28 protein-coding genes and 2 tRNA genes are annotated in these 26,426 nt (G+C 75.2%); 17 read left to right on the forward strand and 13 right to left on the reverse strand.

The genetic code is table 11. From position 1 onward, the window contains the following. Positions 1-105: 105 nt before the first annotated feature. Positions 106-258: a DUF5679 domain-containing protein gene (locus tag ACI8AX_RS00235; protein ID WP_012950213.1), complete on the reverse strand. Its 153-nt coding sequence runs from the start codon at positions 256-258 to the stop codon at positions 106-108. Positions 259-817: 559 nt separating this feature from the next. On the opposite strand from ACI8AX_RS00235, the gene ACI8AX_RS00240 reads away from it, so the two are divergent. After that, on the forward strand, positions 818-1,318 hold the full coding sequence (locus ACI8AX_RS00240; protein ID WP_456547779.1) for a M48 metallopeptidase family protein: 501 nt from the start codon (positions 818-820) through the stop codon (positions 1,316-1,318). Between the two features lie 60 nt (positions 1,319-1,378). On the opposite strand, the gene ACI8AX_RS00245 is transcribed toward ACI8AX_RS00240, so the two are convergent. Next, positions 1,379-2,695, reverse strand: coding sequence for a zinc-dependent metalloprotease (locus tag ACI8AX_RS00245; protein ID WP_456547780.1), 1,317 nt, complete (start codon positions 2,693-2,695; stop codon positions 1,379-1,381). A 142-nt stretch (positions 2,696-2,837) separates the two neighbouring features. On the opposite strand from ACI8AX_RS00245, the gene ACI8AX_RS00250 reads away from it, so the two are divergent. The 5 genes from ACI8AX_RS00250 (at position 2,838) to ACI8AX_RS00270 (ending at position 9,171) form a co-directional block, all read left to right on the forward strand. Continuing rightward, positions 2,838-3,863, forward strand: a complete 1,026-nt coding sequence (locus ACI8AX_RS00250; protein ID WP_456547781.1) for a YlbL family protein — start codon at positions 2,838-2,840, stop codon at positions 3,861-3,863. A 236-nt stretch (positions 3,864-4,099) separates the two neighbouring features. Next, on the forward strand, positions 4,100-7,111 hold the full coding sequence (locus ACI8AX_RS00255) for a UPF0182 family membrane protein (protein WP_456547782.1): 3,012 nt from the start codon (positions 4,100-4,102) through the stop codon (positions 7,109-7,111). A gap of 82 nt (positions 7,112-7,193) precedes the next feature. Next, positions 7,194-7,267 (forward strand) — tRNA-Met (locus tag ACI8AX_RS00260). Positions 7,268-7,389: 122 nt separating this feature from the next. Then, positions 7,390-8,274 carry an alpha/beta hydrolase fold domain-containing protein gene (locus tag ACI8AX_RS00265; RefSeq protein WP_456547783.1) on the forward strand — a complete coding sequence of 295 codons (885 nt, stop codon included), beginning with the start codon at positions 7,390-7,392 and terminating at the stop codon, positions 8,272-8,274. A gap of 21 nt (positions 8,275-8,295) precedes the next feature. Then, complete coding sequence (locus ACI8AX_RS00270; RefSeq protein WP_456547784.1) at positions 8,296-9,171, forward strand: ATP-grasp domain-containing protein; 876 nt, start codon at positions 8,296-8,298, stop codon at positions 9,169-9,171. 10 nt (positions 9,172-9,181) lie between these two features. Here the strand turns inward: ACI8AX_RS00270 and ACI8AX_RS00275 are convergent, their stop codons facing one another. Continuing rightward, positions 9,182-9,559, reverse strand: a complete 378-nt coding sequence (locus ACI8AX_RS00275) for a hypothetical protein (protein WP_456547785.1) — start codon at positions 9,557-9,559, stop codon at positions 9,182-9,184. A gap of 94 nt (positions 9,560-9,653) precedes the next feature. On the opposite strand from ACI8AX_RS00275, the gene ACI8AX_RS00280 reads away from it, so the two are divergent. Beyond that, positions 9,654-9,727, forward strand: a tRNA-Met gene (locus tag ACI8AX_RS00280). Between the two features lie 99 nt (positions 9,728-9,826). After that, positions 9,827-10,111 (forward strand): GNAT family N-acetyltransferase, encoded by a 285-nt coding sequence (locus ACI8AX_RS00285; RefSeq protein ID WP_456547786.1) that lies wholly within the window; start codon positions 9,827-9,829, stop codon positions 10,109-10,111. A 41-nt stretch (positions 10,112-10,152) separates the two neighbouring features. Here the strand turns inward: ACI8AX_RS00285 and ACI8AX_RS00290 are convergent, their stop codons facing one another. The 4 genes from ACI8AX_RS00290 to ACI8AX_RS00305 form a co-directional block, all read right to left on the reverse strand. Continuing rightward, the gene (locus ACI8AX_RS00290; protein WP_456547787.1) at positions 10,153-10,662 is read right to left on the reverse strand and encodes a VOC family protein; all 510 of its coding nucleotides are present in this window, start codon (positions 10,660-10,662) and stop codon (positions 10,153-10,155) included. A 76-nt stretch (positions 10,663-10,738) separates the two neighbouring features. After that, the gene (locus ACI8AX_RS00295) at positions 10,739-10,897 is read right to left on the reverse strand and encodes a hypothetical protein (protein WP_456547788.1); all 159 of its coding nucleotides are present in this window, start codon (positions 10,895-10,897) and stop codon (positions 10,739-10,741) included. A gap of 27 nt (positions 10,898-10,924) precedes the next feature. Then, positions 10,925-12,070, reverse strand: a complete 1,146-nt coding sequence (locus ACI8AX_RS00300; RefSeq protein WP_456547789.1) for a cystathionine gamma-synthase — start codon at positions 12,068-12,070, stop codon at positions 10,925-10,927. Next, positions 12,067-13,473 carry a cystathionine beta-synthase gene (locus ACI8AX_RS00305; RefSeq protein ID WP_456547790.1) on the reverse strand — a complete coding sequence of 469 codons (1,407 nt, stop codon included), beginning with the start codon at positions 13,471-13,473 and terminating at the stop codon, positions 12,067-12,069. Before ACI8AX_RS00305 ends, ACI8AX_RS00300 begins: the two co-directional genes overlap by 4 nt. A gap of 120 nt (positions 13,474-13,593) precedes the next feature. On the opposite strand from ACI8AX_RS00305, the gene ACI8AX_RS00310 reads away from it, so the two are divergent. Genes ACI8AX_RS00310 through ACI8AX_RS00320 form a run of 3 tightly spaced genes read left to right on the forward strand, consistent with a single transcriptional unit; the run spans position 13,594 to position 15,885 of the window. Then, positions 13,594-14,373 carry an aldo/keto reductase gene (locus ACI8AX_RS00310; RefSeq protein WP_456547791.1) on the forward strand — a complete coding sequence of 260 codons (780 nt, stop codon included), beginning with the start codon at positions 13,594-13,596 and terminating at the stop codon, positions 14,371-14,373. Between the two features lie 22 nt (positions 14,374-14,395). After that, on the forward strand, positions 14,396-15,403 hold the full coding sequence (locus ACI8AX_RS00315; RefSeq protein ID WP_456547792.1) for an aldo/keto reductase: 1,008 nt from the start codon (positions 14,396-14,398) through the stop codon (positions 15,401-15,403). Continuing rightward, complete coding sequence (locus ACI8AX_RS00320) at positions 15,400-15,885, forward strand: XdhC family protein (RefSeq protein WP_456547793.1); 486 nt, start codon at positions 15,400-15,402, stop codon at positions 15,883-15,885. Before ACI8AX_RS00315 ends, ACI8AX_RS00320 begins: the two co-directional genes overlap by 4 nt. Here the strand turns inward: ACI8AX_RS00320 and hisN are convergent. Next, positions 15,858-16,661: a histidinol-phosphatase gene (gene hisN, locus ACI8AX_RS00325; RefSeq protein ID WP_456547794.1), complete on the reverse strand. Its 804-nt coding sequence runs from the start codon at positions 16,659-16,661 to the stop codon at positions 15,858-15,860. The two genes, ACI8AX_RS00320 and hisN, sit on opposite strands and share 28 nt — an antisense overlap. A gap of 43 nt (positions 16,662-16,704) precedes the next feature. Between hisN and ACI8AX_RS00330 the strand changes: the two genes are divergently transcribed. Together ACI8AX_RS00330 and ACI8AX_RS00335 are read left to right on the forward strand one after the other, a co-directional pair. Then, positions 16,705-17,253 (forward strand): DUF2087 domain-containing protein, encoded by a 549-nt coding sequence (locus ACI8AX_RS00330; protein WP_456547795.1) that lies wholly within the window; start codon positions 16,705-16,707, stop codon positions 17,251-17,253. 100 nt (positions 17,254-17,353) lie between these two features. Further along, a complete protein-coding gene (locus tag ACI8AX_RS00335; RefSeq protein WP_456547796.1) occupies positions 17,354-18,172 on the forward strand; it encodes a hypothetical protein in 819 nt (272 codons plus the stop codon). Here the strand turns inward: ACI8AX_RS00335 and rsgA are convergent. The 3 genes from rsgA to ACI8AX_RS00350 are packed head-to-tail and all read right to left on the reverse strand — an operon-like array spanning position 18,151 to position 21,927. Further along, a complete protein-coding gene (gene rsgA, locus ACI8AX_RS00340) occupies positions 18,151-19,155 on the reverse strand; it encodes a ribosome small subunit-dependent GTPase A (protein ID WP_456547797.1) in 1,005 nt (334 codons plus the stop codon). The two genes, ACI8AX_RS00335 and rsgA, sit on opposite strands and share 22 nt — an antisense overlap. 11 nt (positions 19,156-19,166) lie before the next feature. After that, positions 19,167-20,435 (reverse strand): 3-phosphoshikimate 1-carboxyvinyltransferase, encoded by a 1,269-nt coding sequence (gene aroA, locus ACI8AX_RS00345; protein WP_456547798.1) that lies wholly within the window; start codon positions 20,433-20,435, stop codon positions 19,167-19,169. Between the two features lie 37 nt (positions 20,436-20,472). Next, positions 20,473-21,927 carry an NAD-dependent succinate-semialdehyde dehydrogenase gene (locus ACI8AX_RS00350; RefSeq protein WP_456547799.1) on the reverse strand — a complete coding sequence of 485 codons (1,455 nt, stop codon included), beginning with the start codon at positions 21,925-21,927 and terminating at the stop codon, positions 20,473-20,475. Positions 21,928-22,065: 138 nt separating this feature from the next. Between ACI8AX_RS00350 and ACI8AX_RS00355 the strand changes: the two genes are divergently transcribed. Together ACI8AX_RS00355 and ACI8AX_RS00360 are read left to right on the forward strand one after the other, a co-directional pair. Beyond that, positions 22,066-22,812: an SOS response-associated peptidase gene (locus tag ACI8AX_RS00355; RefSeq protein ID WP_456547800.1), complete on the forward strand. Its 747-nt coding sequence runs from the start codon at positions 22,066-22,068 to the stop codon at positions 22,810-22,812. 1 nt (position 22,813) lies between these two features. Beyond that, positions 22,814-24,361 carry a fused MFS/spermidine synthase gene (locus tag ACI8AX_RS00360; RefSeq protein ID WP_456547801.1) on the forward strand — a complete coding sequence of 516 codons (1,548 nt, stop codon included), beginning with the start codon at positions 22,814-22,816 and terminating at the stop codon, positions 24,359-24,361. On the opposite strand, the gene ybaK is transcribed toward ACI8AX_RS00360, so the two are convergent. Then, positions 24,358-24,831, reverse strand: a complete 474-nt coding sequence (gene ybaK / locus ACI8AX_RS00365) for a Cys-tRNA(Pro) deacylase (RefSeq protein ID WP_456547802.1) — start codon at positions 24,829-24,831, stop codon at positions 24,358-24,360. The two genes, ACI8AX_RS00360 and ybaK, sit on opposite strands and share 4 nt — an antisense overlap. Positions 24,832-25,064: 233 nt before the next feature. On the opposite strand from ybaK, the gene ACI8AX_RS00370 reads away from it, so the two are divergent. Beyond that, positions 25,065-25,790, forward strand: a complete 726-nt coding sequence (locus tag ACI8AX_RS00370) for a sigma-70 family RNA polymerase sigma factor (RefSeq protein ID WP_456547803.1) — start codon at positions 25,065-25,067, stop codon at positions 25,788-25,790. Continuing rightward, positions 25,787-26,155, forward strand: coding sequence for a mycothiol system anti-sigma-R factor (rsrA, locus tag ACI8AX_RS00375; RefSeq protein WP_456547804.1), 369 nt, complete (start codon positions 25,787-25,789; stop codon positions 26,153-26,155). Before ACI8AX_RS00370 ends, rsrA begins: the two co-directional genes overlap by 4 nt. Positions 26,156-26,201: 46 nt before the next feature. On the opposite strand, the gene ACI8AX_RS00380 is transcribed toward rsrA, so the two are convergent. Then, positions 26,202-26,276 (reverse strand): 50S ribosomal protein bL37, encoded by a 75-nt coding sequence (locus ACI8AX_RS00380; RefSeq protein ID WP_014377707.1) that lies wholly within the window; start codon positions 26,274-26,276, stop codon positions 26,202-26,204. Positions 26,277-26,426 lie beyond the last annotated feature (150 nt).

Genomic DNA, 26,426 nt, shown 5'->3' on the forward strand with positions numbered 1-26,426 from the left:
GGGGACGCCGACGGCGGCGCCCGCCGTGCGGGACGCCGCCGTCGTCGGCCCCCTCGCAGGGCCCCGCCGCGAGCTCGCGAGTGGCGGGGGGCGAGGGGGTCTCGCTCAGGCCTTGCCGAGGATCCGGTTCATCTTGGTGCCGCAGACCGGGCAGGTGCCCTGGGCCATCCGGCGGCCGGACTCGCTGACCTTGACCTCGCCGTCGAAGTCGCGCTTCTCCTTGCACTTCACGCAGTAGCCGTTGTAGCTCTCCGCCACGGTGCTCCTCCTCCTGCTGGTCGGCGTCCAGCGCCCGGTCGGGGCGCCGCTGGGCGAGAACGCTACCCGCCGGGCCGCCGCCGTCCGGCCCGTGCGGGGGGATCCGGGCCCGGGGTCCGGGGGCAGCTCCCCACAGCCTGTGGACAGCCCTGTGGACGCCCTGGGGAGGGGGCGGCGTGTCGCTGTGGGCCGGCGGGGGAGGGCGCCGGCCGCCACGCGGCACCGTGGGGCCGGTGCGGGCGCCCCACCTGCGGGAACGCCCGGACGGGGGGTGTGGAGAGCGCGGAGTGCAGCACGTCCCTAGGTCGGGCGCACCCGGTGTCCACCGACCGTGGGGACCTGCACCCGAGCGGGTGTCGCGGAGCGGCGACGCCCGGCGGCCATGACTACCGTGCAGACCGTGCCCGGAAGGACTCCAGACACCCCCAGCAGCCCCGGACCGGCGGACCGCCCGCCGGCGCAGCGGGCTGCCCGCGGCGTCCCCGCGACCGGCTCGGAGCCGTCCCGCCCGGGCCCGGGGCCGGTGGAGGTCCGCCGCAGCGCGCGGCGCCGGCGCACGGTGACCGCCTACCGCGAGTCCGGCCGCACGGTGGTGCTCATCCCCGCCGCGTTCACCCCGGCCGAGGAGCGGCGCTGGGTGGCGCAGATGGTGGCCAAGCTGCAGACCCGCGAGGAGCGGCGGCGCCGCTCGGTGGGCGGCGACGAGGAGCTCCTGGCGCACGCGCGGGCGCTCTCGGCGGCGCACCTCGACGGCGTGCCGCAGCCGGCCAGCGTGCGGTGGGTCGACAACCAGCAGCGGCGCTGGGGCTCCTGCACCCCCGCCGACGGCAGCATCCGGCTGTCCAGCCGGCTGCGCGGCATGCCCCAGTACGTCGTCGACTACGTGCTGGTGCACGAGCTGGCGCACCTCATCGAGCCCAGCCACGACGCGCGGTTCTGGGCGCTGGTGGCCCGCTACCCGCGCGCCGAGCGCGCGCGGGGGTTCCTCGAGGGCGTGGAGCTGGCCCGGCACGAGCCGGGCGAGCCCCTGCCCCCGGAGGACGACGACCTGGTCGACTAGGAGGAGGACCCCCTGCTCCCCACCGCTCGCGACCTCGCGGCGGGGCCCTGCAGGGAGCCGTCAGGCCTCGTCCTGGTCCTTCGGCGGCTCGTCCGTGAGCGAGCGCAGCTCGTCGTCCAGCCCCTGGCGGGCGACGAAGTCGAGCGGCTCGTCGAGGTCCTCGGAGGTCGGCAGCAGGTCGGGGTGGGACCACAGCCGGTCCCGGTCCTCCGAGCCGTGCTGCTGGCCCATCGCCCCCCAGACGGTGGCCGCGTCGCGCAGCCGGCGCGGGCGCAGCTGCAGGCCCACGAGCGTGGCGAACGTCTGCTCGGCCGGCCCGCCGGAGGCACGGCGGCGGCGCATCGTCTCGGCCAGCGCGCCGTGACCGGGCAGCCGGTCACCCGCCGCGGCCGCGACGACGACGTCCACCCAGCCCTCGACCAGCGCGAGCAGGGTCTCCAGCCGGCGCAGCGCCATCTGCTGCTCGGGGGTCTCCTCGGGCTCCAGCATCGGCAGCAGCCGCTGCAGGCTCTCGGGGTCGTTCGGGTCGATGCCGCCGGAGCCCATCGCCTCGGTGACGCCGCGCTCGATCGCCTCCCGGTCGACGGTGATGCCCCGGGCGTAGGCGTGGACGGCGTCGTGCAGTTGCTGACGCAGCCACGGCACGTGCGCGAACAGGCGCAGGGAGGCGGCCTCGCGCAGGGCGAGGAACAGCCGGACCTCGTCGGCCGGCCGGTCCAGGCCGGTGGCGAACTCGGCGACGTTCTGCGGCACCAGTACCGCGGCGCCGTCGGGCGCCAGGGGCAGGCCGACCTCGGTGCCGGTGAGGACCTCGCCGGCCAGCCGGCCGAACGCCTGGCCCACCTGGGCGCCGAACATCAGGCCGCCCATCTGGCCCATCATCCCGGCCAGCGGTCCGGCCATGGCCATCGCCTCCTGGGGGAGCGCGCCGGTCATCGCGGCCACCACCCGCTCGGCCAGCGGGTCGATCAGCCGGCTCCACTGCGGCAGCGTCTGCTCCACCCACTCGACGCGCGACCAGGCGAGGGTGCGCTCGACGCCGGAGGGGAGGTCGGTCACCTGGTCCAGCCACAGGTCGGCCAGGCGCAGGGCCTCGGCGACCGCGGTCCGCTCGCCGTCGGAGACCGGCTGGGTGCCGGCGGCCAGCGCGCTGATGGCGCCCTGGCGGGCGAGGTCCCAGTTGACCGGTCCGCCGGACCAGTTCATGAGCTTCTGCAGCTCGGCGAACAGCGGCATCTTGGCGAGGAACTCCTGCGGGGTGCCGGCCCCCGCGCCGCCGCCGAAGAGCGCGCCGAACCCGAAGGGGTCGTTGCCGGGCTGGTCCCGGCGCTCGGGGTCGCGGTCGGGGAGTCCGAAGCCGAACGGCACGTCGCTCATGGCCCCACGGTAGTCGCGGTGATCTCGTCCCGACCCGGCTGCGGCTGCCTTCCGCGCACAGCGGACGGGCTCGGAGCAGGGGCCCGTCGCGAGCGTGCGAGCGGCGGGGGGCTCCGAGGTCCTTTCTATAAGCTCGCCGGTCGTGACCCGTCGGATCGCCGTCCTCGGGACCGGCGTGGTGCTGCTGCTGGTCCTCGGTGTGCTGGGTGCCGCGCTGCCGGTGCCCTACGTCGCCCAGTACCCCGGCCCGACGGTGAACACCCTCGGCGAGGTCGACGGCGAGCCCGTCATCGCGATCGAGGGGCGCGAGCGCAACGACGTCAGCGGCAACCTGAACCTGACCACGGTGGGCGTCGGCCGCCCCGGGCTCAGCCTCGTCGAGGCGGTGCAGGGCTGGTTCGACGACGAGGTCAGCATCGTCCCGGAGGAGTCGGTGTACCCGCCCGACCGGACCGCCGAGGAGACGCGGCAGGCCAACCTGCAGGCATTCCTGAGCTCGGAGGAGCGGGCCGAGTCCGCGGCCCTGGCGCACCTGGGCTACCCGACGCGGCCCGTGGTCCGCGGGCTGTCCGGCGACGACTCGCCGTCCGCGGGCGCCCTGGAGGAGAACGACGCCATCGAGACTGTCGACGGGCAGCCGGTCGCCGACCTCGACGCGCTGACCGAGGTGCTGACCGGCATCCCCGCCGGCAGCACGGTGACCGTGGGCTACACGCGGCTGGGGGAGCCGGGCACCGCGCAGGTGACGACGGCCGCGGCGACCGAGCGGGAGGGGTCGCTGCTGGGCATCGAGGTGGCCGACCGACCGTCGGCGCCGTTCGACGTCGACATCCAGGTCGCCGACGTCGGCGGGCCCTCGGCCGGCCTCATGCTGACCCTGGGCATCCTCGACCTGGTCGGCGACACCGACCTCACCGAGGGGGCGGTCGTCGCCGGCACCGGGACGATCACCGAGGACGGCGTCGTCGGGCCCATCGGCGGCATCCAGCTCAAGATGGTGGCCGCCGACGAGATCGGCGCCGAGCTGTTCCTCGTCCCGGCCGACAACTGCGCGGAGGCCCTGGACGCCCCGCGTCCGGGGCTGGTCCTGGCGCGGGTGGCCACCCTCGACGACGCCCTCGAGGCGCTGGCCGACCACCGCGCCGGCCGCACCCCGGAGGGGTGCTGACCGCCGTCCCGCCCTCCGCCGTCCCGCCGGGCCGCGCGTTGGGGGAAGCTTGGCCGCGCCTGGGAACCCGGGACGACGCCGTGCGTTGTCCTGGGTTGACCGGGACGACGCCGGATCGGCCGACCCGGTCCCGACGCCGCCCGAGACCGCCCGCGGTCGAACGACTGAGCACCACCGGCTCCCGGGAGCCCGGGCTCCCGGGTCCCGCGCCACACCGCAACTGAAGGAGACCGCTCGTGGCCATGCGGCCCCCCGTGTCCGTGCCGACGCTGTCGCGGCGCGCCAAGATCGTCATCGGGGCCATCGCCGTCCTGCTGGTGCTGTTCACGGCCATCGGGACGCTCACCAACGTCTACGTCGACTACCTGTGGTTCGACGAGACCGGCTTCACCGAGGTGTTCTGGACCGAGCTCCAGACCCGCGCGCTGCTCTTCGCCGTGGCGGGCGTGGCCACCGGCGGGCTCACGGCGCTGGCGATCTACCTCGCCTACCGCTTCCGGCCGACGTTCCGGCCGATGTCGCTCGAGCAGCAGAACCTCGAGCGGTACCGGCAGTCGCTGGAGCCGCGCCGCACGCTGGTGCTGTCGGCGGTGGCCGTCGTCGTCGGCCTCTTCGCCGGGTTCACCGCCCAGGGGAACTGGGAGACCTGGCTCGAGTTCCGCCACGCCTCCGACTTCGGTCAGACCGACCCCGAGTTCGGCCTGGACCTGTCGTTCTTCGTCTTCGACTACCCCTTCTACCGGCTGCTGCTCGGCTTCGGCTTCGCGATCGTGCTGCTGGCCCTGGTGGGGTCGCTGCTCACGCACTACCTGTTCGGCGGGCTGCGGCTGCAGACGCCGGGCCAGAAGCTCACGTCGGCGGCGATGGTGCAGCTGTCGGTGCTGCTGGGCCTGTTCGTGCTGCTCAAGGCGTTCGCGTACTGGATGGACCGCTACGGCCTGGTCTACTCCGAGCGCGGTGAGCTGTTCACCGGCGCCAGCTACAGCGACGTCAACGCGCTGCTGCCGGCCAAGACGATCCTGGTGTTCGCGGCGGCCTTCTGCGCCGTGGCCTTCTTCGCCAACGTCGTCGTCCGCAACATCCGGCTCCCCGCAGCGGCCCTGGTGCTGCTGCTGCTGTCCAGCCTCGTCATCGGCGTGGCCTACCCGGCGATCGTGCAGCAGTTCGTCGTCCGGCCCAGCGCCAACGAGCGCGAGGCCGACTACGTCGCCCGCGCCATCGAGGCGACGCGCGAGGCCTACGGCCTCGGCGACGTCAGCTACGTCGACTACGCGGAGGACAGCGTCGGCGACCAGCCGGACACCCAGGCCGCGCTCTCCGAGCTGCGGGCCGACAGCAACACGATCCCGAACGCCCGCCTGCTCGACCCGAACGTGCTGGCCGCGACCTTCACCGCGCGCCAGCAGATCCGCAACGTCTACGGCTTCCCCGAGAAGCTCGACATCGACCGCTACACGCTGCCCGACCCCGAGACGGGGGAGCCGGTCACCCGTGACTACGTCGTGGCGGTGCGCGAGCTGGACAGCGAGAGCCTGTCGGAGAACCAGTCGAGCTGGATCAACCGGCACACCGTCTACACCCACGGCAACGGCTTCGTCGCCGCCCCGGCCAACCAGGTCGTCACCGGCCAGGAGGGCGGGGAGCCGAACTTCACCACCCGCGACCTGCCCACCGAGGGCAACATCGAGGTCGAGCAGTCGCGGATCTACTACGGCGAGCTGATCCAGGACAACGGCGAGGACGTCTACTCGGTCGTCGGTGCGCCCGAGGGGCAGGCGCCGCGCGAGTTCGACCGGCCCGAGGACAACACCGACGAGGGCGAGGTCAACAACACCTACGACGGCGAGGGCGGGGTGTCGATCGGCAGCTTCTTCCGGCAGCTGACGTTCGCCATCTACTACCGCGAGCGGAACTTCCTGCTCTCCAGCGCGGTCAACGACGCCTCGCGGGTGCTCTACGTCCGCGACCCGCGGGACCGGGTCGAGAAGGCCGCGCCGTTCCTGGAGGTCGACGGCGACCCCTACCCGGCGGTCGTCGACGGGCGGATCACCTGGATCCTCGACGGCTACACCACGTCGGACTCCTACCCCTACGCCGAGTTCATGGAGCTGCGCGAGGCGGCACAGGACGCGCTGACCGGCACCGGGACGACGGCGCTGCCGGAGGAGCAGTTCAACTACATCCGCAACTCGGTCAAGGCCACCGTCGACGCCTACGACGGCACCGTGACGCTGTACGCGTGGGACGAGAGCGACCCCGTCCTGCAGACCTACATGAAGGCGTTCCCCGGCGTCGTCCTGCCGCGCGACGACATGCCCGAGGCGCTGGAGAGCCACGTCCGCTACCCGGAGGACCTCTTCAAGCTCCAGCGGGACATCCTCACGCGCTACCACGTCGACGACCCGATCGACTTCTACGCGCAGAACGACCGCTGGCAGGTGCCGGCCGACCCGACGGTCGACACCGACGACGCCCAGCCGCCGTACTACATCCTGGCCCAGCGGCCGGGGGACGACGGGGCGGTCTTCCAGCTCACCAGCGCGCTGAACGCGTTCCGGCGGGAGAACCTGTCGGCGTTCATCTCGGCGTCGAGCGATCCCGACAGCTACGGCCAGATCCAGGTCCTGCGGCTGCCCGGCAACACACCGTTCCGCGGGCCGCAGCAGGTCCAGGCCGCGTTCAACACGAACGAGGACGTCGCCCGGGACCTGACGCTGTTCAACAGCCAGGACTCGCAGGCGGTGTTCGGCAACCTGCTGACCCTGCCCATCGGGGAGGACGGCCTGCTCTACGTTCAGCCGCTGTACGTGGAGGGGACCGGCCAGAACTCCTTCCCGCTGCTGCGGAAGGTCCTCGTCGCCTACGGCACGCGGGTCGGCTACGCCAACACGCTGTCCGAGGCGCTGGACCAGGTGTTCGGGGCCGGGGCCGGGGAGTCGGCCACCGACAGCGACGACACCGACACCGAGCCGGATCCGGAGGAGCCGGCCACGCCGACGACGCCCAGCGAGGAACCGACGCCGAGCGAGGAGCCGACCACGCCGACCACGCCGGCGCCGCCGGCCGGCGGGACCGGCTCCACCCCGGAGCTCGACCAGGCGGTCGCCGACCTCGACGCGGCGCTGGACGCGCTGGCCGAGGCGCAGCGCAGCGGGGACTTCGCCGCGCAGGGCCAGGCGCTCGAGGACCTGCAGGCGGCGGTCGAGGCCTACCAGGCGGCCCAGGCCGCGGCGAGCCCGGGCGGCTGACCCCCGCGGGGGCGGGTGTGCCCAGCGGCACCCCCGCCCCCCGGGGCGCGGCCCCCGGGACCGTGTAGAGTGGTGTCACCGACGCGGGGTGGAGCAGCTCGGTAGCTCGCTGGGCTCATAACCCAGAGGTCGCAGGTTCGAATCCTGCCCCCGCTACTCACAGCAGGGCCCCGGCACTCACCGAGTGCCGGGGCCCTGTCACGTCAGGGGTGTCCGGGCCGTCGAATCCGTGCCGTCGCGTCCGGGCCGTCACCCGGACCGGATCGAGGAGGACCGCGGTGGCCAGCCTGCAGATGGGGGCGGTCGCGGCCGTCCTCCGGCTCACCCGCAAGCGCGCCATGGCCACTCCCGAGCGGGCCCGCCGGCGGCTGGCCGCCCCGAAGGGGTCCGCCACGCCCCCGGCCGCCCTCGCCCGGCGGCACGAGGTCGGCCAACGGGAGGTCGGCGGCTTCGTGTGCACCACGGTCGAACCGCGCGGCCGGCGGGCCGACCGGGCGGCGGTCTACCTGCACGGCGGCGCCTACGTCAGCGCCGTCGCGCCGCAGCACTGGGCGCTGGTGTCCCGGCTGGCCGACGCCGGGGTGCGGGTCGAGGTGCCGCACTACGGCCTGGCGCCGCAGCACACGTACCGGGACGCCTACCCCTTCGTCACCGCGGTCTACCGGGAGCTGCTGGCCGGCGCCGACGCCTCGACCGTCACCCTGGCCGGCGACTCGGCCGGCGGCGGCCTCGCCCTCGGCCTCGCCCAGACCCTGGCCGGCGCGGGTCTGCCGCAGCCCCGGCGGGTGGTGCTGCTCTCGCCGTGGCTGGACCTCACCCTGGGCCACCCCGACCTCCCCGCGGTGGAGCAGCGCGACCCGTGGCTGTGCAGCGCGGGCCTGCGCGTCGCGGCCGACGCCTGGGCCGGCGGCGACGACCCGACCGATCCGCGGCTGAGCCCCGGCAACGGCCCGCTGGCCGGGCTCGCGCCGGTGCACGTGTACGTCGGCACGCGGGAGATCTGCCTGCCCGACGCGCTCGCCCTGCGGGACCGGGCACGGGCCGAGGGCGCCGACGTCGAGCTGACCGTCTGCTCGGGCGCCGTCCACGTGTACCCGCTCGTCCCGGCGCCGGAGGGCCGGGCCGCCGCCCGGGCGGTCGTCCGGGAGATCGCCGGAGGGTGACCACCGGGGCATGATCGCTGCATGCCGCGGGTCCTCGTCGCCGGCTGCGCCGATGCCGCCGGACGGGACGAGGACGAGCCGCTGCTCCTGGCCGCCCTCGCCGATGCCGGCCTGACCGCCGCTCCCGCCGACTGGGCCGACGCCGGGGTGGACTGGGCCGCCGCCGACCTCGTCGTCGTCCGCTCGACCTGGGACTACGCCCCGCGCCGGGACGAGTTCCTGGCGTGGGCCCGGCGGGTGGCCGCGGGGACGACGGTGCTCAACCCCGTCGAGGTGCTCGCGTGGAACACCGACAAGCGCTACCTGGCCGAGCTCGCCGCCGCGGGCCTGGCCGTCGTCCCGACGGCGTGGGCGACCACGGCCGCGGAGCTGCCGGAGGCGCTGGCCGTCGGCGCCGGTGACGTGGTGGTGAAGCCGGTGGTCTCGGCGGGCGCCCGCGACACCGCCCGGTTCGCCCCCGGCGAGCGCGAGCAGGCCGCCGCCTTCGCCCGGCGGCTGCTCGACGCCGGCTGGCCGGTGATGGTGCAGCCCTACCTCGACCGGCTGGACGCGGAGGGGGAGACGGGCCTGGTCTACCTCGACGGCGCGTACAGCCACGCCTTCGGCAAGGGGGCGCTGCTGGCCGGCGGCCCGCTCGGTCCCGGGCTGTTCGCCGAGGAGACGATCACCGCGCGGACGGCGACGGACGAGCAGCGCTCCCTCGGGGACGCCGTGCTGGCCGCGGTCCAGGCGCGGACGCCGGAGACGCCGCTCTACGCCCGCGTCGACCTCGCCCCGGGCCCGGACGGGCGGCCGCTGCTGCTCGAGCTGGAGCTCACCGAGCCCAGCCTGTTCCTGACCGTGGGCGACGGCGCGGCACAGCGGCTCGCGGCCGCGATCGCGGCCCGGCTGGGCTGAGCCCGGGCGGTCAGACCCGGGCGGGCCGGACCTGCCCGGCGGTGCGTCCCGGCTCCGGCCGCGGCCGGGGGAGTGCCGGCAGCGGGCTCCGGACGCCGCGGTCGCCGTGGCGGGGGAGCCGCTGCGTGCGCGGCTCGTCGTCGTCGGCGGTCCGGGCAGGCGCGGCCGGCCGGTCGGGACGGCCGGGCGGCAGGGGCAGCCGGACGGTGTCCATGCCCACCCACGCCGTCCGCTTGTAGCCCTCGACGAGGGCGGTCACCCGCAGCCAGCAGGTCCCGTCGGCGTCGTGCCGCCACCCGAGCAGCGCGCCGATCCACCAGCGGTCCCGGTGGAGCACCTCCACCGGCTTGGGGCGGCGGAGGAAGGTCACCGTCGACTCCGCACCCACGTCAGCGACTCTAGGTCGCCGGACGGTCACGCTCCGGGAGGCGCGCGAGCCCCCGGCGGGGCCCGGTGACGGGTGTGTACAGTGGTGTCACCGACGCGGGGTGGAGCAGCTCGGTAGCTCGCTGGGCTCATAACCCAGAGGTCACAGGTTCGAATCCTGTCCCCGCTACTGCCACGAGGGCCCGGTCACCACGGTGACCGGGCCCTCGTCGCGTCCGCGGCCGGCAACCGGGGAACAGGCGACCCGCGGGTCGGGTTGGGCGGGGGCATGGAACCCACCGTGCAGGACGTCCCCGAGTCCTCCCGCTACGAGATCCGCGACGGCGACCGGGTCCTCGGCCACGCCGCCTACCGGCGGGAGGGCGAGCACGTCGTGTTCACCCACACCGAGATCGACCCCGACGCCGAGGGGTCCGGCCTGGGCGGGCGGCTGGTCCGCGGCGCGCTCGACGACGTGCGGTCGCACGGCGGGCGGGTCGTGCCCCGGTGCAGCTTCGTCCGCGGCTGGATCGACCGGCACCCCGAGTACGCCGACCTGGTCGACGCCGCGTGACGCGAGGAGGGCCGGCCGGGACACCGGCCGGCCCTCCTCGTTCACAGCACGTGCTGGCCGTACATCTCGCCCAGCGGGTCGGCGATGAGCTCGATGCGCGCGCCGTCGGGGTCGCGGAAGTAGACCGAGACCCCGCTGTGCACCTCGTGCGGCACCCCGGCGGCCTCCAGCCGGCCCACCAGCTCGCGCCAGCGCTCCGGCTCGACGCTGATGGCCATGTGGTGCAGGCCGCCGAGCACCTCCGCGTAGGGGCCGACGTCGAGGCCCGGGAAGTCGAAGAAGGCGATCAGGTTGCCGTTGCCGATGTCGAAGAAGAAGTGCGAGGAGCCCGGGTAGTCGCGGTTCTCGATCAGCTCCGTGAGCGGGAAGCCGAGCACGTCCTGGTAGAAGCGGACGGTCCGCTCGACGTCGGAGCTGATCAGCGCCGTGTGGTGCAGGCCGCGGGCGGTCGAGGCCGGCCGCTGCCCGGCGGGTCGCAGGTGCGCGGCCCGGATGCGCGCCCGCTCGGACTCGGCCGCGGCGGGGTCGACGGTGCTGTGGGGCGTGCTCATGGCGGTGATCCTCCCGTGTCGGCGCCCTCGTGGCTGCCCCCGACAACCGCCCCGGCGGGGCATCGCTTCCCGGCCGTCAGAGCCGGCGGTCGCGCCCCCGGAGGCCGAGCACGGCGGTGGCCACGAACAGCACCGCGCCGAGGACGGCCAGCCAGAACAACGCCTTCACAACGGCGCCGACGACGGTCACCACGAGCCACAGCACCAGCAGGGCGCCGATCACCTTGAGAGCCATGCAGTCATCCTCCGGGCGGGAACGGGGTCAGGCGAGCGCCTGCTCCAGGTCGGCGAGCAGGTCCTCGGCGTCCTCGATGCCCACCGACAGGCGGACCAGGTCGGCCGGGACCTCCAGGGGAGAGCCGGCGGCGCTGGCGTGCGTCATCCGGTGCGGGTGCTCCACCAGCGACTCCACCCCGCCCAGGGACTCGGCCAGCGTGAACAGCTCCGTGCGCTCGCAGACCCGCAGCGCCGCTTCCTCGCCGCCGGTCAGCCGGAACGACACCATGCCGCCGAAGCCGGACATCTGCCGGGCGGCGACCTCGTGCCCCGGGTGGTCGGGGAGGCCGGGGTAGAGGACGGCGCAGACCTCGGGCCGGCCCGTGAGGAAGTCCACGACCCGGGCGGCGTTGGCGCAGTGCCGGTCCATCCGCACGCCGAGGGTCTTGATCCCGCGCAGCACCAGCCACGCGTCGAACGGGCCGTTGACCGCGCCCATCGCGTTCTGGTGGAAGGCCAGCTGCTCGGCCAGGTCGGCGTCGGCGACGACGAGCGCCCCGCCGACGACGTCGGAGTGCCCGCCCAGGTACTTGGTCGTCGAGTGCACGACGACGTCGGCGCCGAGCGTCAGCGGCCGCTGCAGGTAGGGCGAGGCGAAGGTGTTGTCGACGACGAGCAGCGCGCCGGCCTCGTGCGCGATCCCGGCCAGGCCGGCGACGTCGGCGACGTTGAGCAGCGGGTTGGTCGGCGTCTCGCACCACAGGACCCGGGTGGTGTCGCGCACCGCCGCGCGGACGGCGTCCAGGTCGCCGAGGTCGACCGGCGTGTGCTCGACGCCCCAGCGCGCGGCCACCTTGGACAGCAGCCGGAAGGTGCCGCCGTAGGCGTCCCCGGCCAGGACGACGTGGGAGCCGGGCTCGCAGACGGTGCGCAGCAGGGTGTCCTCGGCCGCCAGCCCGGAGGCGAACGCCAGCCCCGCGGCGCCCTCCTCCAGCGCGGCCAGGGCCTCCTGCAGCGCCGTGCGGGTCGGGTTGGCGCTGCGGCTGTACTCGTAGCCCTGCCGCAGCCCGCCGACGCCGTCCTGCTTGAACGTCGTCGTCAGGTGCAGCGGCGGGACCACCGCCCCGGTGGCCGGGTCGGGGTCCTGCCCGGCGTGGATCGCGCGGGTGCTGAACCCGTGGTCGCTGCTCATGCGCCGACCGTAGGCGCGAGACCGGCTGTGTGACCGGCCAGGTGGCCGAGGACGTCCTGCCGGGTGACCACGCCGGCGGGCTTGCCGTCGACGTGCACGAGCAGGGCGTCGGCCGCGCCGAACGCGCTCACCGCCTCGCTCACCGGTTCGCCGGAGCCGATGATCGGCAGCGGGGCGGACATGTGCTTCTCCACCCGGTCGGCGAGCGAGGCGCGGCCGGCGAACAGCGCGTCGAGCAGCACCTTCTCGTCCACCGAACCGACCACCTCGCCCGCGGTCACCGGCGGCTCGGCGCGCACCACCGGCATCTGGCTCACGCCGTACTCGCGCAGGATGTCGATCGCCTCCCGCACGGTCTCGTTGGGGTGCGTGTGCACCAGCGACGGCGTCTCGCCGGACTTGGTGTGCAGCAGCTCGCCGACGGTCTCGCCGCCGGTCGCCGCCAGGAAGCCGTAGTCGGCCATCCACGCGTCGTTGAAGATCTTGTTCAGGTAGCCCCGGCCGCCGTCGGGCAGCAGGACGACCAGGACGTCGTCCTTCGTGAGCTTCTCGGCGGCCCGCAGGGCGGCGACCACCGCCATCCCGCACGAGCCGCCGACCAGCAGCCCCTCCTCGCGGGCCAGCCGCCTCGTCATGGCGAAGGAGTCGCCGTCGGAGACGGCGATCACCTCGTCGGCGATCCCGCGGTCGTAGGTCGAGGGCCAGAAGTCCTCGCCGACGCCCTCGACCAGGTACGGCCGGCCGGTGCCGCCGGAGTAGACCGAGCCCTCCGGGTCGGCGCCGACGACGCGGACCCGGCCGCCGGAGATCTCCTTGAGGTAGCGGCCGATGCCGCTGATGGTGCCGCCGGTGCCCATGCCGGTGACGAACGTGGTGATCCGGCCCTCGGTCTGCGCCCAGATCTCCGGGCCGGTCGTCTCGTAGTGCGACCGCGGGTTGGCCGGGTTGGAGTACTGGTCGGGCTTCCAGCCGCCGGGGGTCTCGCGGGCCAGCCGGTCGGAGACCGAGTAGTACGAGCGGGGGTCCGAGGGGTCGACGGCGGTGGGGCAGACGACGACCTCGGCGCCGTAGGCCTTGAGCACGTTGATCTTCTCCTGGCCGACCTTGTCGGGGCAGATGAAGACGCACCGGTAACCGCGCTGCTGGGCGACCAGGGCCAGCCCGATGCCGGTGTTGCCGCTGGTCGGCTCGACGATGGTGCCGCCCGGCCGCAGCGCGCCGCTCGCCTCGGCGGCGTCCACCATCCGGACGGCGATGCGGTCCTTCACCGACCCGCCGGGGTTGAGGTACTCGACCTTCGCCAGCACCAGCGGCGCGTCGGGGCCGAGGTCCCGGGTGACCGAGTTGAGCCGGACCAGCGGGGTGTTCCCGACCAGGTCGACCACGGATTCGGCGTACTGCACGGCGGACCTCCTCGTTCGGCGCCCGGGGGCCCGGACGGGCGGCGCCGTCCCCATCCCAGCAGAGCGGGCCGCCGCGCGCGCCGGGTGTCGTCGCGCCGGCCGGCGGGCACGGGACCGGCCATGACCGAGACCGTCCCCGCCGCGTCGCTGTCCGGCGGCGGCACCATGCCGCTGCTCGGGTTCGGCACCTGGCAGCTCACCGGCCGTGCCTGCTCCTCCGCGGTCGGCACCGCGCTGGACGCCGGGTACCGCCACCTCGACACCGCGACCATGTACCGCAACGAGGCCGAGGTCGGGCGGGCGCTGCGCGACTCGGGGCTCGACCGCGACGAGGTGTTCGTGACCACCAAGCTGCCGCCGCGGGAGACCGGCCGGGCCGACCGGGTGCTGGACGAGTCGCTCGACGCGCTCGGCCTCGACGCGGTCGACCTGTGGCTGCTGCACTGGCCGCCGCCCGGCGGGAGCGAGGCCGTCTGGGAGCGCTTCGTCGCCGCCCGCGAGGACGGCCGGGCGCGGGCCATCGGCGTGAGCAACCACTCCCTCGACCAGGTCGACGCGCTGACCCGGGCGACCGGGGTGACACCGCAGGTCAACCAGGTCAGCTGGGCGCCCGCGAGGTACGACCCGGCCGTGGAGGAGGGACACCGCGAGCGCGGGGTCGTCCTGGAGGGCTACAGCCCGTTCGAGAACACCGACCTGGCCGACCCGGTGCTCGCCGAGGTCGCCGCCGCCCACGGCGTCACCCCCGCGCAGGTGGTGCTGCGCTGGCACGTCGAGCACGGCGTCGTCGTCATCCCCAAGTCGGCCACCCCGGAGCGGATCCGGGCCAACCTGGCGATCGGCGGGTTCGCGCTCTCGGCCGACGAGGTGACCCGCATCGACGGCCTGGCGCGGCGCTGAGCGGGGAGGCGAGGATGCGGTGGTGACCGCACCCCTCGGCACCCGCACCCTCGGCGACGGGCTGACCGTCTCTGCCCTCGGCCTCGGCTGCATGGGCATGAGCGAGATGTACGGCGCCGCAGACCGGGACGAGTCGATCGCCACGATCCACCGCGCCCTGGACCTCGGCGTGACCCTGCTCGACACCGCCGACGTCTACGGCGACGGGCACAACGAGGAGCTCGTCGGCCAGGCGATCGCCGGCCGGCGGGACGAGGTCGTGCTGGCGACCAAGTTCTCGCTCTCGCCGGGGGAGCGCGGGATGCGCATCGACGGCCGGCCGGAGAACGTCCGCGCCTGCGCCGAGGCCAGCCTGCGCCGGCTGCGGGTGGACACGATCGACCTCTACTACCAGCACCGGGTCGACCCCGCCGTCCCCATCGAGGACACCGTCGGCGCGATGGCCGAGCTGGTGCAGCAGGGCAAGGTCCGCCACCTCGGGCTGTCGGAGGCCAGCGCGGCCTCGATCCGGCGGGCCGCGGCCGTCCACCCGATCGCGGCGCTGCAGAGCGAGTGGTCGCTGTGGACGCGCGACCTGGAACCGGAGGTGCTGGGGGTGGCGCGCGAGCACGGGGTCGGGCTGGTGCCCTACAGCCCCCTGGGCCGCGGCTTCCTCACCGGCGCCGTCCGGACCCCGGCCGACTTCGCCGAGGACGACTGGCGGCGGCGGATGCCGCGGTTCCAGGGCGAGGCGTTCACCGCCAACCTGCGGCTGGTCGACGCGGTGCGGGCGATGGCGGAGGAGAAGGGAGCGACCGCCGGGCAGCTCGCGCTGGCGTGGGTCCTGGCCCAGGGTGACGACGTCGTCCCGATCCCGGGCACGAAGCGGCGGCGCAACCTCGAGGAGAACGTCGGCGCGGCGGCGGTGGAGCTGACCGCGCAGGACCTGGCGCGGCTGGCGGAGATCGCCCCGCCCGACGTGGCGCAGGGCGCCCGGTACGCGGCCACCGGTCCCGGCTACGGCGACAGCCCGGAGCGGGGTGCGGCGTGACCGAGCGGGTGCTCGTCGCCGTCTTCGCCTCGCCGACCGCCGAGGTGCTGCTGCGCTGGGCACCGGAGCTGGGCTACCGCACGGTGCTGCTGGACCCGGACCCGGCGCGGGGTGCCGGGGCGACCCGGTTCGACGAGGTGGAGGTGCGGTTCGAGGACGCCGACGTCGTCGTCACCGACCACCACCGCCCCGAGCTGGGCGAGGTGCTGCGCGACGCGCTCGCCCGGCCGGTGCGCTGGGTCGGCGTCATGGGCAACCCGCGGCACGAGGGCCCGCACGTGGCCGCGCTGGCGGCGCTCGGCGTCCCGCCGGCCGAGATCGCCCGCGTGCACCGCCCGATCGGGCTCGACATCGGCTCGAAGGCGCCGGCGGAGATCGCGCTGAGCACGCTGGCCGGCCTGCTGGCCGACCGCAACGGCCGCTCCGGTGGGACGGCGCACGGCGCCGGCCCGGCTCAGGGCCGAGCGGAGGCCTTCAGGTAGGACAGGGCGGCCGCGTGCAGCGCGCCGTTGGTGGCCAGCGCGCTGCCGCCGGCCGGGCCGGGCGCGCCGGTCACGTCGGTGAACGTGCCGCCGGCCTCGCGGACGATGACGTCGAGGGCGGCGAGGTCCCACACCGAGACCTCCGGCTCGCAGGCGAGGTCGACCGCGCCCTCGGCGAGCAGCACGTAGCTCCAGAAGTCGCCGTAGGCACGGGTCCGCCACACCGTGCGGGTCAGGTCGAGGAAGCCGTCGAGCATCCCGCGCTCCTCCCAGCCCGACAGCGAGGAGTAGCTGAGGCTCGCGTCGGCCAGGTCGCGCACGCCGGAGACCCGGCAGCGGGTGGCCGACTCCAGCCGCCGTCCGGTCCAGGCCCCCACGCCCTTGGCGGCCCACCAGCGGCGGTTGAGCGCCGGCGCCGAGACCAGCCCGACCACCGGCTCGTCGCCGTCGAAGAGCGCGATGAGCGTGGCCCAGACCGGGACGCCGCGGACGAAGTTCTTCGTGCCGTCGATCGGGTCGAGCACCCAGCGGCGGGGCCCGTGTCCGGTCGTGCCCATCTCCTCGCCCAGCACGGCGTCGCGGGTGCGCGCCCGGGCGAGGGTGATCCGCAGCTGCTCCTCGACCGCCCGGTCGGCGTCGGTGACCGGGGTGAGGTCGGGCTTGGTGTCGACCTGGAGGTCCTGCGCGCGGAACCGGTCCATGCTGATCGAGTCGGCCTGGTCGGCCAGCACGTGCGCCAGGTGCATGTCCCCGGTGTGGTCGCGGCCCGACGTCATGGACACCGAACCTAGCGGGCGGCACCTGGTTACCGTCGGAGGTGTGGACGCGAGACCCGACGCGACGACGATCGCGGGGCTGCTCGCCGACCCGACGCGGCTGCGCGTCGTGGCCGCGCTGGCGCTGGGCGCGGCCACCATCGAGGAGGTCGCGCAGGCGTCCGGGCTGTCGCTCAAGGACGTCGCGCTGGCCGCCCGCCGGCTGGCCCGGGCGGGTCTCGTGCGGCGCGACCGGCACGCGCTCGAGCTGCTGACCGACCGGTTCGGCGCCGCCGCGCGGGCCGCCGCCCAGGCCGCGCCCCGGCCCGAGCCGCTGTCGGACGACCCGGCCGAGGACGCGGTGCTGTCGGCGTTCGTCCGGGACGGCCGGCTGGTGTCGATCCCGGCGCAGGCGACGAAGCGGCGGGTCGTGCTCGAGCACCTGGTGCGGGTGTTCGACGTCGGGGTCCGGTACCCCGAGCGCGAGGTCAACGCGCTGCTCGCCGTCTGGCACCCGGACACCGCCGCCCTGCGGCGCCACCTGGTCGACGAGGGCCTGCTCACCCGCGAGGCGGGCCTCTACTGGCGCAGCGGCGGCTGGGTCGACGTCTGAGGGAGGACCCCCTCGCCCACCGCCCGCACGCTCTCGGCCGGCCCCTGCGAGGGGGCAGAACCCGATGGTCCTCGTCCAGAGGTCGGTCCACACTCGACCGGTGCCCGACGCCGAGGACTTCCGCGCGCTCGCCCGGTCCTCGCCGTGGCTGTGGTCGACGCTGCGGTTCACCTACCGCGACGCGCGGTCCGGGGACCCGGTGCGCGCGTGGCTCCGCCGTCCCGACCGGCTGCGGGTCGAGACGCCGGACGGCGCACTGGTGCAGGTCGTCCGCGACGAGCCGCGACGGATGGGGCTGTTGACCGACGACGGGAGCAGCGCCACCGTCGAGCTCCTCCGCGCGGCCGACGTGCCGTCGCCGAGGCGCCGGAGCGACGGCCTCGTCGCGGAGCGGCCGTCGTCGCAGGGCGTCTCCTACGACGACCCGATGTACCGCGACTACCGGTGGGTGGCGGCGCTCGACCCGGTCGAGCTCGCCGACGGGCTGGAACCGGGCACGGGAGACCGCGCCGGCGTCGCGCTGCGGGTGGAGGGGGTGGCCGAGGTGGTGCACGGCGGCCGGCCGGCCTGGGAGGCGGTCGTCGTGACGACGGACCGCTACGAGCCGCGCTGCGGCTGCTGCTCGCTGCTGCGCGACGCGCGCATCGACCGGGACGAGTGGGGGGACTGGGCCGAGCGGTTCGGCCACCTGGTCTACCCGACCGCCACCCGTGTGCGGCTCGACGTCGGCACGGGCGTCTGCGTGTCCACCGAGGACCTCGACGGCACGCACACCGGGGAGGGCCTCGAGGTGCTGATCGAGGCGGTCGACGAGCCGATGGACGACGCGCTGTTCGTCGAGCCCCGGCGGAGTCTCCGCCAGCGGCTCGGCTCCAGCCGGTACGCCCGGCCCGGCCGTCAGGAGCCGGGGGAGGACTGACCCACCGCGCCGAGCAGTCGGCGCAGGCTGGCCAGCCGCTCGGCGCGCGCCGGGGGACCGGCCGTGGCCCAGGCGTCGAGCGCGCACTCCGGGTCCTCGGCGGTGTGGCCGCAGCCGGGCGGGCAGTCCGTGGCCGCCTCGGCGACGTCGTCGAACGCCGCGACGACGTCGGCCGAGGTCACGTGCGCCAGCCCGAACGACCGGATGCCCGGGGTGTCGATGACCTCCCCTCCGCCCGGCAGGTCGAGCAGCACCGCCGACGACGACGTGTGCCGGCCCTTGCCGATCTTGCTGACGTCGCCGGTGGCCCGGAAGGCGTCGGGCACGAGCCGGTTGACCAGCGTCGACTTGCCGACACCGGACTGGCCGACGAGGACGCTCATCCGCCCGCCGATGCGCGCGAGCAGCTCGTCGAGCGGCGCCTCCCGCGACATCGGGACGGCGTCGACGTCCAGGCCCGCGTAGCGGTCCAGCAGCGGCTGGGCGCTGGCCAGGTCGGTCTTGGTGAGGCAGAGCAGGGGTTCGAGCCCGCCGGAGTAGGCCGCGACGAGGCACCGGTCCAGGAAGCCCAGGGCCGGCTCGGGGTCGGCGACCGCGGTCACCACGACCAGCAGGTCGGCGTTGGCGACGACGACGCGCTCGGTCGGGTCGGTGTCGTCGGCGGTCCGCCGCAGCGAGGTGGCCCGCTCCTCGATGACCACGATGCGGGCCAGCGTGTCCGGCCGGCCTGTGGTGTCCCCGACGATCCGCACCCGGTCGCCGACGACGACGCCGTGCCGGCCCAGCTCGCGGGCGCGCATCGCGGTCACCTCCACCGGGGCGCCGTCCGGGCCCTCGATCCGGACCGCCATCCGGCCGCGGTCCACGCCGACGACCAGCCCGGGGACGGCGTCGTCGTGCGCGGGACGGGTGCGGGTGCGCGGTCGCGACCCCCGCCGGCTCGGCCGGGACCGGATGTCGTCCTCGTCCGAGCGGCTGTCCAACCGGCGGGGGCTCAGGACCCGCTCCCGAGCATCGCGGCCCAGCGCTCGCGGAAGTCCGGCAGCGTCTTGGTGACCGCGCCGGCGCCGGTGACCCGCACCCCGTCGACGACCAGCCCGAGGACGGCGGCGGCGTGCACCATCCGGTGGTCGGCGTAGGAGTCCAGCACCGCCGGGCGGCGCGGGCCGGGCTCGACGACCAGGCCGTCGGGCAGCTGCTCCACCCGCGCGCCGACCGCGGTGAGCACCTCGTCGAGGGCCTGCAGCCGGTCGGTCTCGTGGCCGCGCAGGTGCCCGATGCCGGTGAGCCGGGAGGTGCCGTCGGCGAGGGCGCAGAGCGCCGCCAGCACCGGGGTCAGCTCGCCGACCTCGCCCAGGTCGGCGACCAGCGGCGCGATCGACCCGGTGCCGGTGACGGTCAGCCCCTCGTCGGTGCGCTCGACCGCGGCGCCCATGGCCGGGAGCAGCCGCTCCAGCTGGGCGCCGGGCTGGGTGGTGACCGCCGGCCAGCCCGGCACGGTCACCCGCCCGCCGGTGACCAGGGCGGCGGCCAGGAAGGGGGCGGCGTTGGACAGGTCGGGCTCGACCACGCGGTCCAGCGCCCGGACCGGGCCGGGCGCGACCCGCCAGCCGCGGTCGGTGGCGGTCACGTCGACCCCGTGCTCGCGCAGCGTCGTCACGGTCATCGCGACGTGCGGCATCGACGGCAGCCCACCGGCGAGCGCGAGGTCCACTCCCTGGTCGAACCGGGCGGCGGCCAGCAGCAGGCCGGAGACGATCTGCGAGGACTCCGACGCGTCGACGGTCACCGCGCCGCCGCGCACGCCGCCGGCCCCGCGCACGGTGAAGGGGGCCCGGCCGCGGCCGCCGTCGTCCACCTCGACCCCGAGGTCGCGGAGTGCGGCGATCAGGCCGGCGTTGGGGCGCTCGTGCAGCCGCGGGTCGCCGTCCACCCGCACCGGGCCGTCGGCCAGCGCCGCGACCGGCGGGAGGAAGCGCAGGACGGTGCCGGCCAGGCCGGCGTCGACCTCGGCGGGACCGTGCAACGGCGCCGGGGTCACCACCTGGTCCGCGCCGTCGTCGTCGATCCGGACGCCGAGCGCACGCAGTGCGCCGGCCATCAGGTCGGTGTCGCGGGCCCGCAGCGGACGCACCAGCCGGCTCTGCCCGTCGGCCAGCGCGGCCAGGACCAGTGCCCGCGCCGTGATCGACTTCGACCCGGGCAGGACGACGACCGAGTCGACGGGGGAGGGGGCGTGCGGCGCCGGCCAGACCTCGGTCACGGCCTCAGTCTGCCCGAGCGCACGCACGCCCCCGTCCTCAGCCGGAGACCGGCTTCGAGGCCTTCTTCGCCGGGACGGTGCGCACCAGGCGGCGGTTGGCGAACTCGAACATGGCCAGCTCGGAGAGCTCCCGGCCGTAGCCGGACCGCTTCACGCCGCCGAAGGGCAGCTCCGGGGAGGAGCCGGTGGGCTGGTTGATCCAGACCATCCCGGCCTCCAGCCGCTCGGCCACCGCCCGCGCCCGGTCCAGGTCGCTGCTCATGACGGTGGCGCCCAGGCCGAAGTCGCTGTCGTTGGCCAGCGCGACGGCCTCCTCGTCGTCCTTCACCTTGTAGACGACGGCCGCAGGACCGAAGAGCTCCTCGCGGTAGGCGCGCATCTCCGGGGTGACGTCGGTGAGGATCGTGGCCTCGACGAACGCGCCGGGCCGGTCGGGTCGCCTGCCGCCCGCCACGACGGTGGCGCCCTTGTCGATCGCGTCCTGGATCTGGGCGTGCAGGTCCTGGGCGGCCCGCTCGCTCGACAGCGGCGCCAGCGAGGTCGACGGGTCGGCCGGGTCGCCGGGGGAGAACGTGGAGAACGCCTGCTTGAGCCCCTCGACGAAGGGCTCGTACAGCTCCTCGGTGACGATCAGCCGCTTGGACGCCGTGCAGGCCTGGCCGGTGTTCTGCATCCGGCCCGAGGTGGCGGCCTTGACCGTGGCGGCCATGTCGTCGGCGTCGAGCACGATGAACGGGTCGCTGCCGCCGAGCTCGAGGACCGACTTCTTCAGGTGCTTGCCGGCGAGGGCGCCCACGGCGCTGCCGGCCCGCTCGCTGCCGGTCAGGGTGACGCCCTGGACGCGCGGGTCGGCGATCACCTGCTCGACGTCGTCGATGCGCAGGAAGGTGTTGGTGAAGACGCCCTCGGGTGCGCCCGCGTCGGTGAACAGCTGCTCGATCGCCTCGGCGCACTGCGGGGTGATCTCGGCGTGCTTGAGGATCACCGTGTTGCCCAGCACCAGGTTCGGGCCGGCCACGCGGACCACCTGGTAGAAGGGGTAGTTCCAGGGCTCGATCGCCAGCAGGACGCCGATCGGCCGGGTCTCGACCACCGCCTCGCCCTTGCCCATCAGCGGCTGGATCGGCGTCGGCTCGAGGAAGCCCGGGCCGTTCTCGGCGTAGTACTTGAGGATCATCGAGCACAGGTACAGCTCGCCGGTCGCCTCGTCGTGCCGCTTGCCCATCTCGGTGGTGATCAGCTTGGCGAGGTCCTCGCGGCGCTCGTCCATCAGCTCGGCGGCCCGGCCGACGACGGCGGCGCGCTCGGCGACGGGCCGCTGCGCCCACTCCCGGTAGGCGGCGTGCGCCCGGCCGATGATCCCGTCGATCTCCTCGGTCGGGGTGAAGTCGAACTCCCGCTCGGTCTCGCCGGTGAACGGGTTCACCGTCGCGTACCGGCGCTCGGCGGAGTCGCTGGCGGTCTTGGCCTGCTGGGTGTCTGTCGCGGTCACGCCGTCATCCTCGTCTCGTCCTCGTCGTCTGCCACTGCCAGCCCCTACCCGCGCCGGGCCGGTTCCGCACGCGCCCGGCTGTCGGCCCCCGCACCTAGGCTCGGACCCGCCAACGCCCCTGCAGGGAGGAGCCGCCCGATGTGCGGTCGGTACGCCGCCAGCCGCCGTCCCGAGGACCTGGTGGTCGAGTTCGAGGCGGTCCCCGCCGAGGGGCAGCGGCCGCTCCCCGCGGACTACAACGTCGCCCCCACCAAGGACGTCTACGTGGTCCGGCACAAGCGGGAGCGCGACGCCGAGGGCGCGCTGACCGGGGGCGGCCACCGGGAGCTGCGCGCCGTCCGGTGGGGGCTGGTGCCCTCCTGGGCCAAGGACGCCTCGATCGGCAACCGGCTGCTCAACGCCCGGGTCGAGTCGCTCACCGAGAAGCCGGCCTTCCGCCGGGCCGCCGCCTCGCGCCGCTGCCTGGTGCCGGCCGACGGCTGGTACGAGTGGGCCAAGCGCCTGGACCGGCCGGGCAAGCAGCCGTACTTCATCACCCCGGCCGACGGCTCGGTGCTGGCCATGGCCGGGCTGTGGGAGGTGTGGGGCGAGGGCGAGGACCGGCTCTACACGTGCACGGTGGTGACCGCCCCGGCGCAGGTCCCGCTCACCGAGATCCACGAGCGGATGCCCCTGGTGCTGCCCCGCGACCGCTGGGCCGACTGGCTCGACCCGGGGCGCGACGACGTCGCGGCCCTGGCGCAGCCCACGCCGCCGGAGCTGGTGGAGGCCCTGGAGCTGCGGCCGGTGAGCCCGATGGTGAACAGCGTCAAGAACAACGGGCGCGAGCTGGTCGCGCGCTCGGAGTCGGTCAGCGAGCCGGCCGACCAGCCGGCGCTGTTCTGAGGTGGGGCAGCCCGCCGAGGCCACGGCTCCCGCGCCGGCCGGTCGCGCCCTGCCCGGCTGGGTCGCCGCCGGCCTGACCTTCCTCACCTCCGGCGCCGTGCTGGTGCTGGAGATCGCCGGGCTGCGGCTGATCGCCCCGTACGTCGGCATCACGCTGCAGACCAACACCGCGGTGATCGGCTTCGCGCTGGCGGCCATCGCCGTCGGCGCGTGGGCCGGCGGCAGCCTCGCCGACCGCACCGACCCGCGGCGGCTGATCCCGCCGCTGGTCGTGGCCGGCGGCGCCCTCGTCGTCGCGGTGCTCCCGCTGGTGCGCTTCACGGGCGAGGCCTTCAGCGGCGGGGACGCCGGCAGCGTCCTGCTGCTCGCCTTCGTCGCGATCGTCGTGCCCGCCGCGCTGCTGTCGGCCGTGCCGCCGATGGTGGTCAAGCTGCAGCTGGCCAGCCTCGCCGAGACAGGCGCGGTGGTGGGCCGGCTGTCGGGCATCGGCACGCTGGGCGGGATCGCCGCGACCTTCCTCACCGGCTTCGTGCTGGTCGCGCTCTTCCCGACCAGCGGCATCCTCGTCGGCACCGGGCTGGTCACCGTCGCCGCCGGGATCGCCGCGGCCGTGCACCTGCGCCGCAGCGCCGCCGGCACCGGCCGGCTGACCGGCGGGCTGCTCGCGCTGGCCGTCGTCGGCACCCTCCTGGCCGCCCTCGCGCCGAGCCCCTGCGAGGAGGAGACCGCCTACCACTGCGCGCGGGTGGCGACCGACCCCGACCGGCCCACCGGCCGGGTGCTGCTGCTGGACACCCTGCGGCACTCCTACGTCGACCTCGCCGACCCGACCCACCTGGAGTTCGAGTACATCCGGGCGATCGCCTCGGTCACCGACGTCGTCGCCCCCGCGGGCGAGCCGCTGTCGGCGCTGCACCTGGGCGGCGGCGGCCTCACCGTGCCGCGCTACCTCGCCGAGGTCCGGCCGGGCACCGAGAGCCTGGTGCTCGAGGTCGACCCCGGGGTCGTCGACGTCGACCGCGAGCAGCTGGGGCTGGAGACCTCCGACGACCTCGCGGTCCGCGTCGTCGACGCCCGCATCGGCCTGGCCGACGAGGAGCCCGGCGGCCGCGACCTCGTGGTCGGCGACGCCTTCGGCGGGCTCTCGGTGCCGTGGCAGCTGACCACCGTGGAGGCGCTGGAGGAGGTCGACGCCGCGCTGACCGACGACGGCGTCTACGTGGTCAACCTGATCGACCACCCGCCGCTGGACTTCGTGCGGGCGGAGCTCGCCACCCTGCGGCAGGTGTTCGCCTCCGTCGTGCTGCTCGCACGGGCGCCGGTGCTGGCGGGGGAGGACGGCGGCAACGTCGTCGCCGTCGCCTCGCAGCGGCCGCTGCCGGTCGAGGAGATCACCGCCGCGCTGCCCGGGCGCGACCTCGCCTGGCAGGTCGCCGCGGGCGCGGAGCTCGACGCGTTCGTCGGCGACGCCGGGGTGCTCACCGACGACCACGCCCCGGTCGACCAGCTGCTCACGCCCTACGGCGCACCGGGCCGGCGCGGGGGCTAGCGGCCGATCGGCGCGGTGCGGGCCCGCGTGAGCCGCACCAGCTCGGCGGGCGGCAGCTCCACCTGCAGCCCCCGGCGCCCGGCGCTGACCATCACCGTGGCGAACCCGAGCGCGGACTCGTCGACCACGGTCGGCAGCGCCTTGCGCTGGCCCAGCGGGCTGATGCCGCCCAGGACGTAGCCGGTGGTCCGCTCGGCGTCGGCGGGGTCGGCCATCGCCGCCTTCCGGCCGCCGGCGGCCGCGGCCAGCGCCTTGAGGTCCAGGGTCGTCGCCACGGGGACGACGGCGACGGTCAGCGTCCCGTCGACCCGGGTGACCAGCGTCTTGAACACCTGGCGGGGGTCCGAGCCCAGGGCCGCGACCGCCGCCTCGCCGTGCCCCTGGTCGGACGGGTGCTCGGGGTCGTAGGGGTGGAGGGTGTGCGGGACGCGGGCCTTCTCGAGGACCCGGACCGCGGGGGTGGCCGCCACGGCGCGGGACTCTAACGGCGGGCCGCCGGTTCCCGGCGGACGGGGAAGCGGCGGGGAACAGGCCGGTGCCGCCGGCGGTTGCACCGGCCGTGAGCAGCACCCTCCCCACCGCCCGCTCGCGGGCCGGTGCCGGCCCGGCCGTGCACCGGCGGCCGCCGGGCCGCCCCGATGCCGCGCGACTAGGATCGTCCGAGGTGGCACCCCGCGTCCGGGGTGCGCAGAGAGGACGGTCGGTGGCCCAGGAGCCCACGAGCACACCCCCGGAGGAGCCGGCGGTCGCCGAGGCGACGCCTGCCGAGGGCGGGCCCGCCGAGGGGACGCCCGTCGAGGTGCCGGAGGCGCGCGAGGGCGGCAGCCGCACCGAGGTGGCCGAGACCCGCGCCGAGCGCGACGCCCGCTTCGAGCGCGACGCGCTGCCCTTCCTCGACCAGCTGTACCCGGCCGCGCTGCGGATGACCCGCAACCCCGCCGACGCCGAGGACCTGGTGCAGGAGACGTTCGTCAAGGCGTATTCGGCCTTCCACCAGTTCGCCGAGGGCACGAACCTCAAGGCGTGGCTGTACCGGATCCTGACCAACACCTACATCAACAGCTACCGGAAGAAGCAGCGGCAGCCGCAGCAGTACCCCACCGACCAGGTGCAGGACTGGCAGCTGTACGCCGCCGAGGAGCACAGCTCCAGCGGCCTGCGCTCCGCCGAGATCGAGGCGCTGGACCACCTGCCGGACTCCGACATCAAGGAGGCCCTGCAGCAGCTGCCCGAGGACTTCCGGCTCGCGGTCTACCTGGCCGACGTCGAGGGCTTCGCCTACAAGGAGATCGCCGAGATCATGGGCACACCCATCGGCACGGTGATGTCCCGCCTGCACCGCGGCCGCCGGGGGCTGCAGAAGCTGCTGGCCGACTACGCCCGCGAGCGGGGCTTCGTCCGCGCCGGTGCCGGGGAGGAGGCGTCGTGAGCGAGCACTCCGGCCACCAGCACACCGAGGGCGCCGACGGCTCCCTGGAGATCAACTCCTGCGACGACGTCCTGTCGCACGTGTTCGAGTTCCTCGACCACGAGACCGACGACAGCCGCCGCGCCGTCATCGCCGAGCACCTCGAGGACTGCTCGCCCTGCCTGCGGCAGTTCGGGATCGAGCAGGAGTTCAAGGCGCTGGTCCGCCGCCGCTGCGGCGGGGACGCGCCGCCGGTCGGCCTGCGCGACCGGATCAAGCTGCAGCTGACCACCGTCTCCTTCGAGGAGGACGGCACCACGGTCAGCGTCGAGCGGGTGACCACCGAGGTCGTCACCGAGCGGACCGGCGAGCGCCCCACCGCCTGAGCGGCGGGGCGGCTCGCCGCCGGCCCCCTCGCCGGGGGCCGGCACCTCAGGCGTTGGGCCGCTTGCCGTGGTTGGCCTTGTTGCCCTTCCGGGAGCGACGCTTGCGTCCACGCTTGGACATCGCTGCCCTCCTTCCCTCGTTCGCGCGAGAGGCGCCCGGTCGGGCGCCCCGGACCGGCGGGTCGGGGCCGGGGACCCGGTTGTGCGGGCGCCCGGCGGACCCGCCAAGCTGACCGGACAAGCCTCTCACGTCCGGGGCGGGGGACCGCGC

The sequence above is a fragment of the Blastococcus sp. SYSU D00813 genome (assembly GCF_054050735.1).